At 56.2% G+C, this 18,915-nt stretch carries 16 protein-coding genes, 1 pseudogene and 1 riboswitch; of the genes and pseudogenes, 10 read left to right on the plus strand and 7 right to left on the minus strand.

The features are described from left to right. Nucleotides 1–29: 29 nt before the first annotated feature. From ilvN to leuO, 3 genes are all read right to left on the minus strand, one after another. The gene (gene ilvN / locus CWM52_RS02110; protein ID WP_100682570.1) at nucleotides 30–521 is read right to left on the minus strand and encodes an acetolactate synthase small subunit; all 492 of its coding nucleotides are present in this window, start codon (nucleotides 519–521) and stop codon (nucleotides 30–32) included. A gap of 2 nt (nucleotides 522–523) precedes the next feature. Continuing rightward, complete coding sequence (gene ilvI, locus CWM52_RS02115) at nucleotides 524–2,248, minus strand: acetolactate synthase 3 large subunit (protein WP_100682571.1); 1,725 nt, start codon at nucleotides 2,246–2,248, stop codon at nucleotides 524–526. 393 nt (nucleotides 2,249–2,641) lie between these two features. Beyond that, the gene (gene leuO / locus CWM52_RS02120; RefSeq protein WP_407081266.1) at nucleotides 2,642–3,607 is read right to left on the minus strand and encodes a transcriptional regulator LeuO; all 966 of its coding nucleotides are present in this window, start codon (nucleotides 3,605–3,607) and stop codon (nucleotides 2,642–2,644) included. A 608-nt stretch (nucleotides 3,608–4,215) separates the two neighbouring features. Here leuO and leuL point away from each other — a divergent pair. The 6 genes from leuL to aroD all read left to right on the plus strand — a co-directional run bounded on the left by leuL (nucleotide 4,216) and on the right by aroD (nucleotide 9,946). After that, entirely contained in the window at nucleotides 4,216–4,302 is an 87-nt protein-coding gene (gene leuL / locus CWM52_RS02125; RefSeq protein WP_049267590.1) for a leu operon leader peptide, read from the plus strand. Nucleotides 4,303–4,398: 96 nt separating this feature from the next. Continuing rightward, nucleotides 4,399–5,970 carry a 2-isopropylmalate synthase gene (leuA, locus tag CWM52_RS02130; RefSeq protein ID WP_100682572.1) on the plus strand — a complete coding sequence of 524 codons (1,572 nt, stop codon included), beginning with the start codon at nucleotides 4,399–4,401 and terminating at the stop codon, nucleotides 5,968–5,970. Continuing rightward, nucleotides 5,970–7,061, plus strand: coding sequence for a 3-isopropylmalate dehydrogenase (leuB, locus tag CWM52_RS02135; protein ID WP_100682573.1), 1,092 nt, complete (start codon nucleotides 5,970–5,972; stop codon nucleotides 7,059–7,061). The genes leuA and leuB overlap by 1 nt, the downstream gene beginning before the upstream one ends. Nucleotides 7,062–7,063: 2 nt before the next feature. Then, nucleotides 7,064–8,464 carry a 3-isopropylmalate dehydratase large subunit gene (gene leuC / locus CWM52_RS02140; protein WP_100682574.1) on the plus strand — a complete coding sequence of 467 codons (1,401 nt, stop codon included), beginning with the start codon at nucleotides 7,064–7,066 and terminating at the stop codon, nucleotides 8,462–8,464. 10 nt (nucleotides 8,465–8,474) lie between these two features. After that, nucleotides 8,475–9,080: a 3-isopropylmalate dehydratase small subunit gene (gene leuD, locus CWM52_RS02145; RefSeq protein WP_100682575.1), complete on the plus strand. Its 606-nt coding sequence runs from the start codon at nucleotides 8,475–8,477 to the stop codon at nucleotides 9,078–9,080. 110 nt (nucleotides 9,081–9,190) lie between these two features. Then, complete coding sequence (gene aroD, locus CWM52_RS02150; RefSeq protein WP_100682576.1) at nucleotides 9,191–9,946, plus strand: type I 3-dehydroquinate dehydratase; 756 nt, start codon at nucleotides 9,191–9,193, stop codon at nucleotides 9,944–9,946. A gap of 40 nt (nucleotides 9,947–9,986) precedes the next feature. Here the strand turns inward: aroD and CWM52_RS02155 are convergent, their stop codons facing one another. Continuing rightward, a complete protein-coding gene (locus CWM52_RS02155) occupies nucleotides 9,987–11,168 on the minus strand; it encodes a sugar efflux transporter (protein ID WP_100682577.1) in 1,182 nt (393 codons plus the stop codon). Nucleotides 11,169–11,358: 190 nt separating this feature from the next. After that, nucleotides 11,359–11,509: pseudogene (locus tag CWM52_RS02160) on the minus strand (glucose uptake inhibitor SgrT). An 87-nt stretch (nucleotides 11,510–11,596) separates the two neighbouring features. Between CWM52_RS02160 and sgrR the strand changes: the two are divergent. From sgrR to thiQ, 4 genes are all read left to right on the plus strand, one after another. Beyond that, nucleotides 11,597–13,252, plus strand: a complete 1,656-nt coding sequence (gene sgrR, locus CWM52_RS02165; protein WP_100682579.1) for an HTH-type transcriptional regulator SgrR — start codon at nucleotides 11,597–11,599, stop codon at nucleotides 13,250–13,252. Nucleotides 13,253–13,311: 59 nt separating this feature from the next. Continuing rightward, a riboswitch (TPP riboswitch) is annotated at nucleotides 13,312–13,494 on the plus strand. 32 nt (nucleotides 13,495–13,526) lie between these two features. Further along, complete coding sequence (gene thiB, locus CWM52_RS02170) at nucleotides 13,527–14,510, plus strand: thiamine ABC transporter substrate binding subunit (protein WP_100682661.1); 984 nt, start codon at nucleotides 13,527–13,529, stop codon at nucleotides 14,508–14,510. Beyond that, on the plus strand, nucleotides 14,486–16,096 hold the full coding sequence (gene thiP / locus CWM52_RS02175; RefSeq protein ID WP_100682580.1) for a thiamine/thiamine pyrophosphate ABC transporter permease ThiP: 1,611 nt from the start codon (nucleotides 14,486–14,488) through the stop codon (nucleotides 16,094–16,096). Before thiB ends, thiP begins: the two co-directional genes overlap by 25 nt. Next, nucleotides 16,080–16,781, plus strand: a complete 702-nt coding sequence (gene thiQ, locus CWM52_RS02180; RefSeq protein WP_100682581.1) for a thiamine ABC transporter ATP-binding protein ThiQ — start codon at nucleotides 16,080–16,082, stop codon at nucleotides 16,779–16,781. The genes thiP and thiQ overlap by 17 nt, the downstream gene beginning before the upstream one ends. On the opposite strand, the gene CWM52_RS02185 is transcribed toward thiQ, so the two are convergent. Both CWM52_RS02185 and araC read right to left on the minus strand, forming a co-directional pair. Beyond that, nucleotides 16,768–17,532, minus strand: a complete 765-nt coding sequence (locus CWM52_RS02185; RefSeq protein WP_100682662.1) for a DedA family protein — start codon at nucleotides 17,530–17,532, stop codon at nucleotides 16,768–16,770. The two genes, thiQ and CWM52_RS02185, sit on opposite strands and share 14 nt — an antisense overlap. Before the next feature lie 319 nt (nucleotides 17,533–17,851). After that, nucleotides 17,852–18,697: an arabinose operon transcriptional regulator AraC gene (gene araC, locus CWM52_RS02190; RefSeq protein WP_100682582.1), complete on the minus strand. Its 846-nt coding sequence runs from the start codon at nucleotides 18,695–18,697 to the stop codon at nucleotides 17,852–17,854. Nucleotides 18,698–18,915 lie beyond the last annotated feature (218 nt).

Raw genomic sequence — 18,915 nt, forward strand, 5'->3', positions numbered from 1 at the left:
CGGGCTATTTTTACGTCAGTTTCAGCAACTCAGCGCATGATTTTGTCGCCGCGCGACAGTCCGACCACACCGGAGCGCGCCACTTCGACAATACGCGCAACATCGCGCAAGGACGCCAGAAAAGCGTCCAGTTTATCGCTGGTCCCTACCAGCTGGACGGTATACAGCGACGGCGTGACATCGATGATTTGCCCGCGGAAAATCTCCGTGTTGCGCTTCACCTCTTCACGGCCAAAACCGCTCGCCTGGACTTTCACCAGCATAATTTCACGCTCAACGTGCGAATTCTGCCCCAGTTCGCTGACGCGCAGAACATCCACCAGCTTATGCAGCTGTTTTTCAATTTGCTCGATGGCTTTCTCATCGCCCACGGTCTGGATAGTCATTCTTGAAAGCGTCGGATCGTCGGTGGGGGCGACCGTCAGGCTTTCAATGTTATAGCCGCGCTGCGCGAAAAGACCGATGACGCGTGATAAGGCGCCTGATTCGTTTTCCAGTAAGACAGATAATATCCGGCGCATAATCAGGTTCTCTCCGTTTTGCTCAACCACATCTCATCCATGCCGCCGCCGCGGATCTGCATGGGATACACATGCTCGCTGCCGTCCACCGTCACATCAACGAAGACCAGACGATGATTACGCACCTGCTCCAGCGCTTCGGCCAGCTTAGACTCCAGCTCCTGCGGTTCGCTGATGCGGATCCCTACGTGCCCGTAGGCTTCCGCAAGCCGGACGAAATCCGGTAAGGACTCCATATAAGATTGTGAATGGCGACCAGAATAGATCATATCCTGCCACTGCTTCACCATCCCGAGGTAGCGGTTGTTCAGGTTCAACACCAGCACCGGCAGCTCATACTGTAAAGCGGTGGAAAGCTCCTGAATATTCATCTGGATACTGCCATCGCCGGTCACACAAACGACCATCTCTTCCGGCAGCGCCATCTTCACGCCGAGAGCGGCGGGCAAACCGAAGCCCATCGTGCCGAGGCCGCCTGAGTTAATCCACCGCCTTGGCTTGTCGAAAGGATAGTAAAGGGCGGCAAACATCTGGTGCTGACCGACATCGGAGGTCACGTAGGCGTCGCCGTTGGTCAGCCGCCAGATGGTCTCGATGACGGCCTGGGGTTTGATCTTGCCGCTTTGCGTATCGTATTGCAGGCAGTGGCGCGCGCGCCATTGCTCGATCTGCTGCCACCAGTCGCGGATCTCATCGTGCGGCTGCTGCACCTCTTCCTGCTCCAGGAGATCGAGCATCTGATCCAGCACCAGACGGGCGTCGCCGACGATCGGCACATCAGCCGGGACCGTCTTCGAAATGGAGGTCGGATCGATATCGATATGCAGCACCGTCGCATTCGGGCAGTACTTCGCCAGATTGTTGGTTGTGCGATCGTCAAAACGCACGCCGACGGCAAAGATGACATCGGAGTGATGCATCGTCATGTTGGCTTCATACGTTCCATGCATCCCCAGCATCCCTAAAGCCTGAGAATGGGTGGCCGGAAACGCGCCGAGCCCCATCAGCGACGAAGCCACCGGCAGATTCAGTTTTTCCACCAGGGTACGCAGCTGTTGTTCACATCCGGCGTTAATCGCCCCGCCGCCGACGTAGACAACCGGATGTTTTGCCGCCACCAGCGTCTGCAGAGCGCGTTTAATTTGTCCTTTATGACCACTGGTTGTCGGGTTGTAAGAACGCATACTGACGGTATCCGGCCACGCGTACGGCAGTTTGTTCGCCGGATTGAGGATATCCTTTGGTAAATCAACAACCACCGGACCTGGACGCCCGCTGGCGGCCAGCCAGAACGCTTTTTTCAGCACGCCGGGAATATCTTCCGTCTGCTTGACCAGGAAACTGTGTTTCACCACCGGCCGGGAGATACCGACCATATCGCACTCCTGGAAGGCGTCATAACCGATCAGGGAAGTCGCGACCTGCCCGGAGAGAATCACCAGCGGAACAGAATCCATGTATGCCGTTGCGATACCGGTAATGGCATTCGTCGCGCCCGGACCCGAAGTCACCAGCACAACCCCCACTTCGCCGGTCGCGCGGGCAAGGCCGTCCGCCATATGCACCGCCGCCTGCTCATGGCGCACCAGAATATGGTCGATACCCCCCAGGGTATGCAACGCATCATAGATATCGAGGACCGCGCCTCCGGGATAGCCGAATACTTGCTTGACGCCCTGATCGACAAGCGATTGGACGACCATCTCGGCTCCTGACAACATCTCCATGGTTTGCCTCCAGGCTTACTGTTTCTAACGGCAGCAGAATTCAATTTCCGCGCGTTCGCACAATGCCAGGAATCGACGCCTGGCATTGAGGTGAATGGACTGCGTGCTCTTACCATAACTGCTCGCCAACGGGCAGGCAATTAGCGACCTCAGGCGTATGCGAGCCGCTAAAAGAATAAAAGATAAGAATTTTCTATGAAACATGGTTGAAAGCTTCATAAATAAGAAGCGAGCGCTGAAATTACTCGGATAAACTGTCTGATGACAGGAATTCATCCATTTTTCACTTGCCGCACGCGCTGGCCGGGGTCGGCAAACAGGATAAAATTCTATATTTTGTGGTTTTGATCACATAAAGCGAGAGCGACCGCTCCCGCCCGGATAGCGCTATATTTAGCGCTGGCAAATACGTACCAGCAGCTCTTCCATCCACTGATGACCGCGGTCTTTTCCGGCAGCCTCATGCCAGGAAAGATAGCAGGTACGGCTATTTACTTTTAGCGGTAACGGCAATAATTGCAGGTTCAGCCTTTCTGCATACTCGCTCGCCAGCCAGCGCGGGGCAATGGCGACCATGTGAGTTTGCGATACCACATTGAGTACGCTGACCATGGCATTCCCTTGATACGCAATTTGCGTCTGCTTATTGACAGAGCTATACCAGGGCAGACTGAACGAAGCATAGCGATCCAAAGCCACAACCGCATGTTCTTCACGATAAATATCCGCTTCCATCACTGGCCCGGAAATACGCGGGTGTCTACTGCTGGCCACTAATATCATTTCATCTTTAAACAAGGGCACACAGGCAAACTCGGGGCGGCGAAACTCCTCATAACCAACCACAAACTCTATTTCCTGATAACGTAATTGATGTTCGGTGTTTTGATTAAGCGATGCTTTAAAAATTAAATGAATATTCGGCGCCACTTCGTTAACTTTGTTAAATATAATCGAAGTAAGATAGTTATCTAACGGGCTACAGATGCAGAGATTAAATATGCGCTCGCTGTGTATCGGTTCAAAACCGGCTCCCGGTAGCTCATTTTGCACCAGTTGCAATGCCTGGCGTACTGAGCCAAATAGCTGAAATGCGCGAGCCGTCGGCTGAATACCCCGGCCATAACGGACAAACAGCTCATCATTAAACATCACTTTCAGCCGCGCTACGGCATTGCTCACCGCAGGCTGAGACATCCCCAGAGAATGCGCCGCCCGCGTTATATTTTGCTCCTGCATTACCGCATCAAAAACGGTAAGCAGATTAAGATCGACCGTTCTGAGCTGAGGTTTGCTGACATCCTCGCCGGAGGGGAGTGTCATCTCAGCATTTTCAATTATCATACCCGGTTCCACCATCGCGTTTAATTCCCTTTTAAAAATGCGGTAATCAATACAAGAAATATCATTTACCATACATATGTCATTTACAAAAGGGCAGGAACGCATTTTAGGAATTTATCAAAATTATAAGTAACGCCAAACCGGTCAAATTATCGGGAAAATTCCTAATTCACTTAAATCATATCGATTACTTGATAATGTTAAGTGCACTCATAATTAGCAAAAACAAACAACATCCTCATGATGAATGTTAATTTAAGCTGGATTAAAATATGAATTTGCCCTCTGTCTTAAACTGACATCGGGCTATCATTGATGACTCCCTGGCTTCCACACCAAAAGATTCACAAAACCCATAAATTTACCGGTTTCATTACAATACGTTCTTCCCTCTATCCACGTTTCTTCACTCCAGCCTGAAACAGCCTCGCTGCGACCCGTTTAAAATTTTTTCCTGATAGCCTGCCCCCTGATACTATCATCGGCAAAAATGCGCGTTAACCAGCATAATTAGCTAATGCCTTCCAGTAGCAAACAGAGGGTTTTTCCTTGCCAGGGGTTGACATCAAAACGCGTATCCAGTAACTCTAAAAGCATATCGATTTCATCTGGAGCATGACCTAATGATTCGCACCACTCGTTTCACCGGCCTACTACTACTAAACGCATCCACTATGCGCGGTAGGCTGTTGGGCGACGTTCAGCGTTAAGCCATCTTCCAGCAAGACTAGTAAACCCGCGCCATTGCGCGGGTTTTTTTATGCTCGTCAGCAAGGCGCCCAGGACACCGATTAAGGATCTATACCATGAGCCAGCAAGTCATTATTTTCGATACGACCTTACGTGACGGAGAGCAAGCGTTACAGGCCAGCCTGAGCGTGAAAGAGAAGCTGCAGATTGCGATGGCCCTCGAACGGATGGGCGTTGATGTGATGGAAGTCGGCTTCCCGGTCTCATCTCCTGGCGACTTTGAGTCCGTACAAACCATCGCGCGTACCATCAAAAACAGCCGCGTCTGCGCCCTGGCTCGTTGCGTCGAAAAAGACATTGATGTGGCGGCAGAATCCTTAAAAGTCGCCGAAGCATTCCGTATTCACACCTTTATCGCCACCTCGCCGATGCACATCGCCACCAAGCTGCGTAGTAACCTGGATGAGGTTATTGAACGTGCCATCTATATGGTGAAGCGCGCGCGCAACTACACTGACGATGTCGAGTTTTCCTGTGAAGACGCTGGCCGTACGCCGATTGCCGATCTGGCTCGCGTCGTTGAAGCCGCGATTAATGCAGGCGCAACAACCATCAATATTCCGGATACCGTCGGCTACACCATGCCGTTCGAATTCGCCAACATCATCACCGGTTTGTACGAACGCGTGCCTAACATCGACAAGGCCATTATCTCCGTCCATACCCATGACGACTTAGGCATCGCGGTCGGTAACGCCCTCGCAGCGGTTCACGCCGGCGCTCGCCAGGTTGAAGGCGCGATGAACGGTATCGGCGAACGCGCCGGCAACTGCTCGCTGGAAGAAGTGATCATGGCGATTAAAGTGCGCAAAGACATTATGAATGTGCACACCCGCATTAATCACCAGGAAATCTGGCGTACCAGCCAGACCGTCAGCCAGATTTGCAATATGCCGATCCCTGCCAACAAAGCTATCGTCGGAACCGGCGCCTTTGCCCACTCTTCCGGTATTCACCAGGACGGCGTGCTGAAGAATCGCGAAAACTACGAAATCATGACGCCGGAATCTATCGGCCTGAACCAGGTGCAGTTGAACCTGACCTCCCGCTCCGGCCGTGCGGCAGTGAAACACCGCATGGAAGAGATGGGCTACAAAGATACCGACTACAACATGGATCACCTCTACGACGCATTCCTGAAGCTGGCAGACAAAAAAGGCCAGGTCTTTGATTACGATCTGGAAGCGCTGGCGTTCATCAACAAGCAGCAGGAAGAGCCGGAACATTTCCGTCTGGATTACTTCAGCGTCCAGTCAGGCTCCAGCGATATCGCCACCGCCTCCGTAAAACTGGTCTGCGGTGAAGAGACCAAAGCGGAAGCCGCAAACGGCAACGGCCCGGTCGACGCTATTTACCAGGCAATCAACCGCATCACCGGCTATGACGTTGAGCTGGTCAAATATGACCTGAACGCCAAAGGTCAGGGCAAAGACGCGCTGGGTCAGGTAGATATCGTCGTGACCTACAATGGTCGTCGCTTCCACGGCGTCGGTCTGGCGACGGATATCGTTGAATCCTCCGCGAAAGCCATGGTTCACGTGCTGAACAATATCTGGCGCGCAGCAGAAGTCGAAAAAGAATTGCAACGCAAAGCTCAAAATAACGAGAACAAGAAGGAAACCGTGTAATGTCGAAGAATTACCATATTGCTGTTTTGCCAGGTGATGGCATTGGCCCGGAAGTCATGAACCAGGCGATGAAAGTACTGGAAGCCGTTCGTCACCGTTTTGATATGCGCATTACCACCAGTCAGTATGACGTCGGCGGCATCGCTATCGACCGTCAGGGCACCCCGCTGCCGCAGGCGACCGTAGAAGGTTGCGAGCAGGCCGATGCGATCCTGTTCGGCTCCGTAGGCGGCCCGAAATGGGAACATCTGCCGCCGGCTGGTCAGCCGGAGCGCGGCGCGCTGCTGCCGCTGCGTAAACATTTCAAACTGTTCAGCAACCTGCGTCCGGCGAAGCTGTACCAGGGGCTGGAAGAGTTTTGCCCGCTGCGCGCGGATATCGCCGCCAACGGTTTCGACATTCTGTGCGTCCGCGAATTAACCGGCGGCATCTACTTCGGCCAGCCGAAAGGCCGCGAAGGCAGCGGTCAACACGAGAAAGCGTTTGATACCGAGGTCTATCATCGCTTTGAAATCGAGCGCATCGCGCATATTGCGTTCCAGTCCGCACGCAAACGACGTAAGAAAGTGACTTCTATTGATAAAGCGAACGTTCTGCAGTCATCTATTCTGTGGCGCGAAGTGGTCAACGAGATTGCCAAAGAATACCCGGACGTTGAGCTGGCGCACATGTACATCGACAACGCCACGATGCAGTTGATTAAAGATCCGTCCCAGTTCGACGTTCTGCTGTGCTCCAACCTGTTCGGCGACATCCTGTCTGACGAATGCGCCATGATCACCGGTTCAATGGGCATGCTGCCGTCGGCCAGCCTCAATGAACAAGGTTTTGGTCTGTATGAACCGGCAGGCGGCTCAGCCCCGGATATCGCGGGCAAGAATATCGCCAACCCTATCGCGCAGATCCTCTCTCTGGCGCTGCTGCTGCGCTACAGCCTGAATGCCGATGACGCGGCAACAGCGATTGAGAATGCTATCAACCGTGCATTAGAAGAAGGCGTGCGTACCGGCGATTTAGCGCGTGGTACGGCGGCGGTCAGTACCGATGAAATGGGCGATATCATTGCCCGCTATGTCGCTGAAGGGGTGTAATCATGGCGAAGACCTTATACGAGAAGTTGTTTGATGCGCATGTTGTTTATGAAGCGCAAAATGAAACCCCGCTGCTGTACATCGACCGTCACCTGGTGCATGAAGTGACCTCCCCGCAGGCCTTTGACGGCCTGCGCGCGCACAACCGTCAGGTTCGTCAGCCGGGTAAAACCTTCGCCACCATGGACCATAACGTTTCCACCCAGACGAAAGATATCAACGCGTCCGGCGAAATGGCGCGCATTCAGATGCAGGAACTGATCAAAAACTGCAAAGAGTTCGGCGTTGAGCTGTACGATCTGAACCACCCGTATCAGGGGATCGTCCACGTGATGGGGCCGGAACAGGGCGTCACTCTGCCGGGAATGACCATCGTCTGCGGCGATTCTCACACCGCGACTCACGGCGCCTTTGGCGCACTGGCTTTTGGCATCGGCACCTCCGAAGTTGAGCACGTCCTGGCGACTCAGACCCTGAAGCAGGGCCGTGCCAAAACCATGAAGATTGAAGTTAATGGCAAAGCAGCGCCGGGCATCACCGCCAAAGATATCGTGCTGGCCATCATTGGTAAAACCGGTAGCGCCGGCGGCACCGGCCACGTAGTGGAGTTCTGCGGTGAAGCCATTCGCGATCTGAGCATGGAAGGTCGTATGACGCTGTGCAATATGGCCATCGAAATGGGCGCGAAAGCAGGCCTGGTTGCGCCGGATGAAACCACGTTCAACTATGTGCAGGGCCGTTTGCATGCGCCAAAAGGCCAGGACTTCGACGCTGCCGTTGCCTACTGGAAAACCCTGAAAACCGACGCTGACGCGACCTTCGATACCGTCGTAACCCTGCAGGCTGAAGAGATTGCCCCGCAGGTGACCTGGGGCACGAACCCGGGCCAGGTCATCTCCGTTAACGAGAGGATCCCCGACCCGGCCTCTTTCGCCGATCCGGTAGAGCGAGCGAGCGCAGAAAAAGCGCTGGCCTATATGGGCCTGAAGCCAGGTATCCCGTTAACCGACGTGGCTATCGATAAGGTGTTCATCGGCTCCTGTACCAACTCGCGTATTGAAGATTTGCGCGCCGCGGCCAAAGTCGCGAAAGGCCGCAAAGTCGCACCGGGCGTGCAGGCATTAGTGGTCCCGGGTTCTGGCCCGGTGAAAGCTCAGGCGGAAGCTGAAGGGCTGGATAAGATCTTTATCGAAGCCGGTTTTGAATGGCGCCTGCCGGGCTGCTCTATGTGCCTGGCCATGAACAACGATCGCCTGAATTCTGGCGAACGCTGCGCATCAACCAGCAACCGTAACTTTGAAGGCCGTCAGGGCCGCGGCGGACGTACTCACTTGGTCAGCCCGGCTATGGCCGCTGCGGCAGCCGTGACCGGCCATTTCGCCGATATCCGCGACATCAAATAAGGAGACCATCATGGCAGAGAAATTTACCCAACATACGGGCCTGGTGGTTCCGCTGGATGCCGCAAACGTCGATACCGATGCGATCATTCCTAAGCAGTTCCTGCAGAAAGTCACGCGCACCGGTTTTGGCGCGCATCTGTTCAACGACTGGCGTTTCCTTGATGACCAGGGACAGCGGCCGAATCCGGAATTCGTGCTGAACTTCCCGGAGTACAAAGGCGCATCGATCCTGCTGGCGCGGGAAAACTTCGGCTGCGGCTCCTCCCGTGAGCATGCGCCGTGGGCATTGACCGATTACGGTTTTAAAGTGGTTATCGCCCCCAGCTTCGCCGATATCTTTTACGGCAACAGCTTTAACAACCAGCTGCTGCCGGTGACGCTGAGCGATGAACAGGTCGACGAGATGTTCAGTCTGGTTCAGGCGAACCCGGGCATAACGTTCGAAGTGGATCTGGAATCCGAAGTGGTGAAAGCGGGCGACAAAACCTACAGCTTTAAAATCGATGCCTTCCGCCGCCACTGTATGCTCAACGGACTTGATAGCATCGGCCTGACGTTGCAGCACGAAGAGGCGATTTCAGCCTACGAAAACCAACTGCCTGCCTTTATGAACTAAGCACGCTGTTGATACCCAAGCCCGGTCCTGTGACCGGGCATTTTTTTAGCTTTTTCGCGCGGGTGATGACCACAAATACCCCCACCCGGCCCTGACCGATGGACCCTCACATGATGACAGCTGTCACCATTAAAAACATCACCTTTCAGGAAGGCGCCACGTTAATTTGCGTGCCGCTGATCGGCCAGACGCTCGATGAGCTGCAAACCCATGCCCGCACGCTGGCGGAGGCCGGAGCCGATCTTATCGAATGGCGCGTCGACCACTTTATCCGCGTCCATGAACAACAACAGGTCCTGCTGGCGCTGACGGATATTCGCCGGCTGCTCGCCGATATGCCGCTGCTGTTCACCTTCCGCAGCCACAGAGAGGGGGGTGAAACGGAACTTGCCGATGACGCGTACTTCGCCCTCAACCGCCTGGCCGTCACCAGCGGGCTGGTGGACATCATCGATATTGAGCTCTTCAATGACGAAGCGTCGATCCGGGCGTTGATCGATGAAGCTCATGCCGCCGGGGTGAAGGTGATTATGAGCAATCATGATTTCCACAAAACGCCGGCGCAGGAAGAGATCATCGCCCGGCTACGTCGGATGCAGGATCTGGGTGCCGATCTGCCGAAAATCGCGGTCATGCCTCAGTCGCCGCACGACGTGCTGACGTTACTGTCTGCCACTCTGGTGATGAAAGAACAGTACGCCACCCGCCCGTTAATCACGATGTCGATGGGCAAACCGGGCGGCATCAGCCGGGTCACCGGACGCCTGTTCGGCTCAGCGATGACGTTTGGCAGCGTGGGTCAGGCGTCGGCACCCGGGCAAATTGCCGTGCGTCAGCTGCGGGAGATGATGAATATTCTGTCCTGAAAGCCCGCCGCATCGCAGCAATCTGCGGTGCGGCGCCTGGCTAAATATCTTTGACTTTGCTGGTCAAAAACAGCGTCAGCAGCGAGATGGCGGCAATGACCCAATACACGCTGGCGTGGCCGTAGTTTTGCGACAGCGCCCCCTGCAGCACGCCGGCGAGAATCACCCCGGTGGAAATACTGTTGGTAAACAGCGTGGTGGCCGCCCCGGCTCGTCCAGGCATCAAATCCTGGAACCACAGCATGCCAATCCCGGCGACAATACCGATAAAAATGGCGTTAAACAGCTGCAGCGCCAGCAGCGCGCTGCGATCGTGAAATACGATCAGCCCCAGATAGAACAGCACGCCGGCAGCCACCGCGGCGACCATCATTTTGCGTTTGCCCCAGCGCCTGACGTAATACCCCGCCAGGATCATCGCCGGGATTTCCAGCCCGGCCGCCGTCCCCATCAGGATCCCGGCCAGACTATCCGGCAAGCCCAAATCGCTACTGATCCACAGCGGCATATCGATGATATACATGGTGTTACAGGTCCACATCAGCGTCGACGCGATAAACAGCATACGCACGTTTTTATCTTGCCAGCCGCCGGTCTGCACCACGCCCTCCGCTTCCACAGGCTGCTCTACCCGGGCAACCGACGGCAGCTTAACGGCAATTAACGCCAGGCTAATGACGAAAATACCGGCCGCAATCGAGAACATGGTGGTGAAGCCATAGTTCAGCGCCAGCATAAAGGCCAGCGGCGGGCCGATCACCCACGCCAGCGACAGCTGCGCACGCATCACCGAGCTGAACATCACCACTTCCCGCGCCGAGCTATCGGCATATTCCCGCGCGAGGGCGAACAGCTGCGGCATCGCGGCATTGGCAATCGACGCCAGCATCACGCCGCAGGTGATCAACGTTAAGTAGTGACGGTTAAAAGCAAACAGCAGCGCATTGCCCACCGCCATCAGGCAGCAGAACATGATCAGCCGGCGGCGATCCCCCTGGCTATCGGATCGTTTCGCCAGCGCCAGGCTAACCAGAATACCGGCGATCGCGTTAACGGTATAAAACAGGCCAACCCAGAAGGGCTGTGCGCCCACCTCGCGGCTGAGGAACAGGCTGAGGGTTGGCGCCTGCAGCGCGCCCGCAATCCCCATCATAAAAGCGACCAGCATAAACGCCGCGTAAACCCCGTTAAGCCGCCGTCCCATCGTCATCAACCAGAGCATGTCATGTCCTTAAAAGCACGCTAAGAAAACGAAAAAAGCCAGCAGAAGTCATCTGCTGGCGGGTGATTTTATACTCTATCGATTTCAGGCGACAGGCTGGCGACCGCAACGTTATAGCTCAGCCAACTGGCCTGGGGTCTGAAAGACGATAAGTACACACCAATACTCAGTCACACATGATGTGGGCAAGTCAATGATCAGAGGTCTGATGTCACTCCCCAGTGCATCAGTTCGCCAGGAATCTTCTGCTGTCTCCCTGCCATCAGGCGGGCCAGCCATAACGCGTCCTGCGTCGCAGAAAAGTCGCGTTGGTCGAACTGTTTCGCGGTAGACCTCATCATATTCACCTCCTTGCTTCATCGGCATGCATTATTGGCCTAATATAGGGATTAATAAATTGCTGAGTTTTCATCAGGAGTTCCCCTTTTATGTCTTCTGCTCGTCTGCAACAACAGTTCATCCGTTTATGGCAGTGCTGCGAAGGTAAATCGCAGGAGACAACCCTCAACGAGCTGGCGGAGATGCTCTGCTGTTCCCGCCGCCACATGCGCACGCTGCTGAATATGATGGAAGAGCGCGGCTGGTTAACCTGGGAAGCGGAAGCCGGGCGCGGCAAGCGCTCAACGCTGGCTTTCCTGTATACCGGCCTGGCGCTGCAGCAGCAGCGGGCCGAGGATCTGCTGGAACAGGATCGTATCGATCAACTGGTCCAGCTGGTGGGCGACAAAGCCGCCGTTCGTCAGATGCTGGTCTCGCATCTGGGCCGTAGCTTTCGCCAGGGGCGGCATATTCTGCGCGTACTCTACTACCGGCCGATGAAAAACCTGCTCCCCGGCAGCGCGCTGCGCCGCTCGGAAAATCATATCGCCAGGCAAATTTTCAGCGCCTTAACGCGGGTAAATGAGGAAAACGGGGAACTGGAAGCCGATATTGCGCACCACTGGCAGCAGCTCTCCCCCACCCACTGGCGCTTTTTCCTCCGCCCCGGTATTCATTTTCACCACGGCAGAGAGCTGGAGATGGAGGATGTGATTGCCTCGTTGCAGCGCAGCAACGCCCTGCCGCTGTACTCACACATTGAACGTATTGTCTCCCCCACCGCCTGGACGCTGGATATTCATCTGACGCAGCCCGATCGCTGGCTACCGTGGCTGCTCGGTCAGGTGTCGGCTGTCATCTTGCCGCGCGAATGGCAGTCGATGGAGAATTTCTCCGCGATGCCGGTAGGTACCGGGCCTTACGCGGTGGTTCGTAACAATCAAAATCAGCTGAAGATCCACGCTTTTGACGATTATTTCGGCTACCGGGCGTTAATTGATGAAGTTAACGTCTGGGTCCTGCCTGAGATTAGCGAAGAGCCCAACGGCGGCCTGACGCTACAGGGAACCACGCAAAGTGAGAAAGCGATTGAGAGTCGGCTGGAGGAAGGGTGCTACTATCTGCTGTTTGATGCCCGCAGTCCTCTGGGCAGCAACCTCGCGGTTCGCCAGTGGCTCAGCTATCTGTTACAGCCCGCCAATCTGCTTTATCACGCCGGTGAACAGTACCAGGGCAACTGGTTCCCGGCCTATGGTCTGTTGCCCCGCTGGCACCACGCCCGCAGTCATGCCTGTGAAAAACCCCCGGGGCTGGAGTCCGTCACCCTCACCTATTATCGGGATCACGTCGAACACCGCGTGATGGGCGGGATCATGGCGACGCTGCTGGCGGAGCATCAGGTCAAACTGCAGATTCAGGAGCTGGAGTACGAAGAGTGGCACCGTGGCGAGGTGGTGAGCGATATCTGGTTGAACAGCGCTAACTTTACCCTACCGATTGATTTTTCTCTGTTTGCCTGGTTGTATGAGGTCCCGCTGATACGACATTGTATTCCCGTCGACTGGGAACAGGATGCCCGTCGCTGGCATGCTGGCGAGCTAAACCCGGCCACCTGGAGCCAGCAGCTGTTGGCCAATCAAACTATCGTGCCGCTGATCCACCACTGGCTGATTATCCAGGGGCAGCGCAGTATGCGTGGCGTGAGAATGAATACCCTGGGCTGGTTTGATTTCAAATCGGCGTGGTTTGCACCGCCGGATCCCTGATAGCGGTCCGGCAGGCGCTGAAGCGCTTTCCGTCAGTTCACAAAATCATTACACTAACGCCGTTCTCAACGGGGTGCTGATATACGTACACCATCTCATTCGGGTTGCATCAAAGCAGCAAGCGGGTGGACACGCGATGCTAACGCAGAGGCAGCGCGAAGGATGAAGTGTATAGGCTGAGAAAATACCCGTCGAACCTGATCCGGATAACGCCGGCGAAGGGATTTGAGGCCCACTCAAAATCCTTTGCCCCCCCTTGGTTATGAGGTGCAAAGTGTTGAAAAAATTACTCCCGCTGTTGGCGCTGGTCGCCGTTCCCGCGTTTGCTAAACCTGTACTCACCGTCTACACCTATGACTCCTTTGCGGCAGACTGGGGCCCTGGGCCGGTCGTGAAAAAAGCCTTTGAAGCCGACTGCAACTGTGAACTGAAATTCGTGGCGCTGGAAGATGGCGTTTCGTTGCTTAATCGTCTGCGAATGGAAGGCAAGAATAGCAAAGCCGATGTGGTGCTCGGGCTGGACAACAACCTGCTGGAAGCGGCTACGCAGAGCAAACTGTTCGCTAAAAGCCAGGTACCGGCCAGCGCTGTCACGGTACCGGGCGGCTGGGATAACGACACGTTTGTGCCGTTTGATTACGGCTATTTCGCCTTTGTCTACGACAAAAACAAGCTGAAAAACCCGCCAAAAAGCCTGCAAGAGCTGGTGGAAAGCACTCAAAAATGGCGCGTGATCTACGAAGATCCCCGCACCAGTACCCCTGGCCTGGGGCTGCTGCTGTGGATGCAAAAAGTCTATGGCGAGAAGTCGCCGGAAGCGTGGCAAAAACTGGCGGCGAAAACCGTCACCGTCACCAAAGGCTGGAGCGAGGCCTACGGTCTGTTCCTCAAAGGGGAAAGCGATCTGGTTCTTAGCTACACCACCTCGCCGGCCTACCACATCATTGAAGAGAAAAAAGACCAGTACGCGGCCGCTAATTTCGCCGAAGGCCACTATCTGCAGGTAGAAGTCGCCGCGCGTACCGCCGCCAGCAAACAACCGGAGCTGGCGGAGAAATTCCTCAAGTTTATGCTGTCTCCGGCCTTCCAGAATGCCATCCCGACCGGCAACTGGATGTATCCGGTCACCCACGTTGCGCTACCCGCGGGTTTTGCCGCATTGCCGAAACCGCAGACCACGCTGGAATATACTCCGCAGCAGGTCGCCGCAGAACGTCAGAACTGGATTAATGCATGGCAACGCGCCGTCAGCCGCTAAATATCGGCTGGCTGGTGCCGGGTCTGATGGCCGCCGCGCTGCTGGTCGCCGTCGCACTGGCCGCGTTTCTGGCGCTCTGGGGCAGTGCGCCGGAGGCGGCGTGGCGCTCGATTTTCAGCGACAGCTATCTGTGGCACGTTATCCGTTTCTCTTTCTGGCAGGCGTTTCTCTCCGCGCTCTTCTCCGTCGTACCGGCGATTTTTCTCGCCCGCACCCTGTATCGCCGGCGCTTCCCGGGGCGCACGCTTCTGCTGCGCCTGTGCGCCATGACGCTGATTCTGCCGGTACTGGTGGCGGTCTTTGGCATTCTCAGCGTCTATGGCCGTCAGGGCTGGCTGGCGACACTGTTTAACGCCGTCGGCTGGCAGTGGGATTTCTCACCGTATGGCCTGCAAGGCATCCTGCTGGCGCACGTTTTTTTCAATATGCCGATGGCCACCCGGCTGCTGCTGCAGGCGCTGGAGAATATCCCCGGAGAGCAGCGCCAGATAGCCGCCCAGTTGGGCATGCGCGGCTACCCCTTTTTCCGTCTGGTGGAGTGGCCCTGGCTACGGCGGCAAATTCCCCCCGTCGCGGCACTGATCTTTATGCTCTGCTTCGCCAGCTTCGCGACCGTGCTGTCGCTCGGCGGCGGCCCGCGGGCCACTACGATTGAGCTGGCTATCTACCAGGCGCTGAACTTTGATTATGACCCGGCGCGTGCGGCGATGCTGGCGCTGATCCAGATGGTCTGCTGTCTCGGGCTGGTGCTTCTCGCCCAGCGCCTGAGCAAGGCCGTCGCTATCGGTACCACCCAGGTTCACGGCTGGCGCGATCCGGACGATCGCCTGCACAGTCGTCTGGCCGATACCGCGCTGATTGCTCTCATGCTGCTGTTGCTGCTGCCCCCGCTGCTGGCGGTCGTCGCCGATGGTCTGAATCACAACCTGCTCAGCGTGCTGGCGCAGCCCGCGCTGTGGCAGGCATTCGGCACCTCGTTACGCATCGCGATTTCCGCTGGTCTGCTCAGCGTCATGTTAACCATGATGCTGCTGTGGAGCAGCCGCGAACTGCGTCTTCGCAACCGCCTACTGGCGGGTCAGACTCTGGAGCTCAGCGGCATGCTGATCCTGGCGATGCCGGGAATCGTGCTGGCGACCGGCTTCTTTTTACTGCTCAATAACAGCATTGGACTTCCGGCTTCCGCCGACGGTATCGTGATCTTCACCAATGCGCTGATGGCCATTCCCTATGCGCTGAAGGTGCTGGAAAACCCGATGCGCGATATTGCCGTACGCTACGGTATGCTCTGCCACTCTTTGGGCATGAGCGGTTTTACCCGCCTGAGGGTCGTGGAGCTGCGCGCATTAAAGCGTCCGCTGGCCCAGGCGCTGGCGTTTGCCTGCGTCCTGTCCATCGGCGATTTCGGCGCCGTCGCGCTGTTCGGTAATGAACAATTCCGTACGCTGCCGTTCTATCTGTACCAGCAAATAGGCTCTTATCGTAGCCAGGACGGTGCCGTCACCGCCCTGCTGCTACTGCTGCTGTGCTTTTTACTCTTTACCGTGATTGAGAAACTTCCGGGACGTGATGTTAAAACTGAATGATGTGACCTGGCTTTACCAGCATCTGCCGATGCGCTTCACGCTCTCCGTCGAGCAGGGTGAACGCCTCGCCGTGCTCGGCCCGAGCGGCGCGGGCAAAAGCACGCTGCTCAATCTGATCGCCGGCTTTCTGCCGCCGGTGAGCGGCACGATTTTGATTAACGGCCAGCCGCATACCACGACGCCGCCGGCCCGGCGCCCGGTATCAATGCTGTTTCAGGAAAACAATCTCTTTCATCATCTTACCGTGCGCCAGAATATCGCGCTCGGGATGCATCCGGGGCTGAAGCTTAACCCGACGCAGACCGCCAGCCTGCAGACGATAGCCGGGCAAATGAGCATCGATTCACTGCTGGACAGATTGCCGGGCGAGCTCTCAGGCGGCCAGCGCCAACGCGTGGCGCTGGCGCGCTGTCTGGTCCGGGAACAGCCGGTCCTGTTGCTGGACGAACCTTTTTCCGCACTCGACCCCGCGCTGCGCCAGGAGATGCTGACGCTGGTGAGCGATGTCTGCCAGCGTCAAAATCTGACGCTGCTGATGGTGTCACATAGCGTGGAAGATGCCGCCCGCATCGCCCCACGCTCGCTGGTGGTGGCCGACGGGCGAATAGCCTGGGACGGCGCGACCGAAACGCTGCTCAGCGGCAACAGCAGCGCCTCTCACCTGTTAGGCATTAGCGCGCGATAACCTTGTGCAAAATATCGAGATAGACGGGCATCAGCGGATGGCGAATCACCAGCGTTAGCGCTGCGCCAGCCAGCACTACCATCACCGGCGTCAGCCACAGCAGACGCGAGCGGGGTAAGAGTCGCGTCAGGCGATCGCGCATTTTCGCGCTGCGCCACAAGCGCCAGCATAGCCAGCCGGCCAGCCAAACCAGCAGCGCGGCGGCCAGCAGCAGCCACTTAAAGCTGGCGCTGTTCTCATCCGTGGGGATATCAATCGCCGCGCCAGCCAGAATACCGGGTAAGAAGTACAGCGGCGGCCACAGCAGGCAACCGATAATATTGGGCAGAATAAACTTCGCCAGCGGAAGGTCGAGCATGCCGGCGACCATCGGCACCAGCGGCCGCGTCGGACCGACAAAGCGGCCAATAAGAATCGTGATCATGCTGTGCTGATGCAGCGCATGCTCGGTTTTATCCAGCAGAGCTTTGTTTTTCTTCAAAAAAGACCAGCGATGCAGCGGTTTTTTAAACCGCCAGCCGAGCCAGAAAGAGATCCAGTCGCCGAGTAAACAGCCGATAATCCCCGCCAGCCACGCCTGCCAGAAATTGACGTCTCCGCTGCCAATCAACGCCCCCAGCCCGGCCATCATCACCGTTCCCGGCAATATCAGCCCCACCAGCGCCAGTGATTCAAGGAAGGCGACCAGCATCACGGCTATCAGGGAATAGGCCGTGGACTGGGTGATAAAATGTTCCAGCAATGCTTGCATAATGTGCCCGGTTTCAAAACGAAGCACGGATTCTCCGGAGCCGTCGCGCTTTCGTCAAGCCATCAATTGTCCGAATAGACCCGTCATACTTCAAGTTGCATGAACATTGGCTGTACTCGCTCACCCCAGTCACTGACTTGAGTAAGCGCCTGGGATTCTCTGGGTTGCCGCGTGATTCGGCCTATGGCCTCACCCCTTCGGGGCCAGCGCAAGCGCTGTTCAATTCGGCTTCGCCTCTTGTCCTGCAACTCGAATTAGTTAGGGTTTAGTTTACTGGTTGTGACAATTTCCCGGCGCAACATTTCGTTTTCTTTACGTTTTATTCACACCCTGCACGAAATTCACTGGGGCTGGCCCCGGTGCATTTCTTAAATACCCGCGAAAAGTAGAGCTGGTCTTCGAACCCGACGTTGCGCCCTACCGTGGCGATAGGCATACGCGTGGTGCTGAGCAGCAGCTTCGCCTGGCTGATGCGCTGGTCCTCCCGCCACCCCAGCACGCTGATTCCCAGCTGCTGGCGGAAAAGATGGGACAGGCGCGAAGGCGACAGGCAGACATGCTGGGCGACGCTGGCGATATCGAAATGGCTGTCCGCCAGGTGATCGCTGATGTACTGGCAGGCATCGCGCACGCGATTATCCAGCGGCGGATGCAGCGACTCATTGATCGCCTCCATGCGCCGCAGCAGCAGTTGCTCCAGCAAATTGATCGCCAGCAGCTCCGAATAACGTCCGGCTCCCTGGCCGGCTTCAACGATCTGCCCAAACAGCTCGCAAAAACGCGCCTGCCACGGCTCATCAGGACGGAAAAAACCGGTCTGAGCGAAGATAGTCGGCCAGTTCAGCCATTCATGCCAGTACGCGCGCGGCCGGAAGTAGACCCACTGGTGATACCATTCACGGGCGTCGGGATGGCGGCCATAGTGATGAATTTCTCCCGGCGGAAAGAGCAGAATATCACCCGGTCGGCAAATAAACTGCTCATCGTGATTGTTAATCACCCCTTCACCACGCACCGTCAGGTTCAGAATATACCCCTTCATTCCAAGCGGACGGTCAATAAAGAAATCCAGATAGCCATCGGCATCAATCGGCGTCAGCCCCGTCACCAGATGGGCATTAAACGAGTAGCCCGGCAGCAGCGGATCGTTTTGTGTTTCAGCCATAGGCTCAGCTCTCCTGGAGATATTATGGAAACCAATTGTCCATATTCAACATTGTACTGCCAACGCAGCTCGCCGTACTGGGACGCCGGTTAAAATTTCGATTAAAACCCGCCTCGCCACAGCAAAAATCGATGGTGACGCGCAATTAAAGCGCTTTTGTCGCATAACAGAAGTGTCTATAAGTACGGCAGAAAAGTCCACATTGAATATTTGCACAG

Origin of the sequence: Raoultella sp. T31, assembly GCF_002806725.1 — a bacterium.
In the GTDB taxonomy this organism is placed as follows: domain Bacteria; phylum Pseudomonadota; class Gammaproteobacteria; order Enterobacterales; family Enterobacteriaceae; genus Klebsiella; species Klebsiella electrica.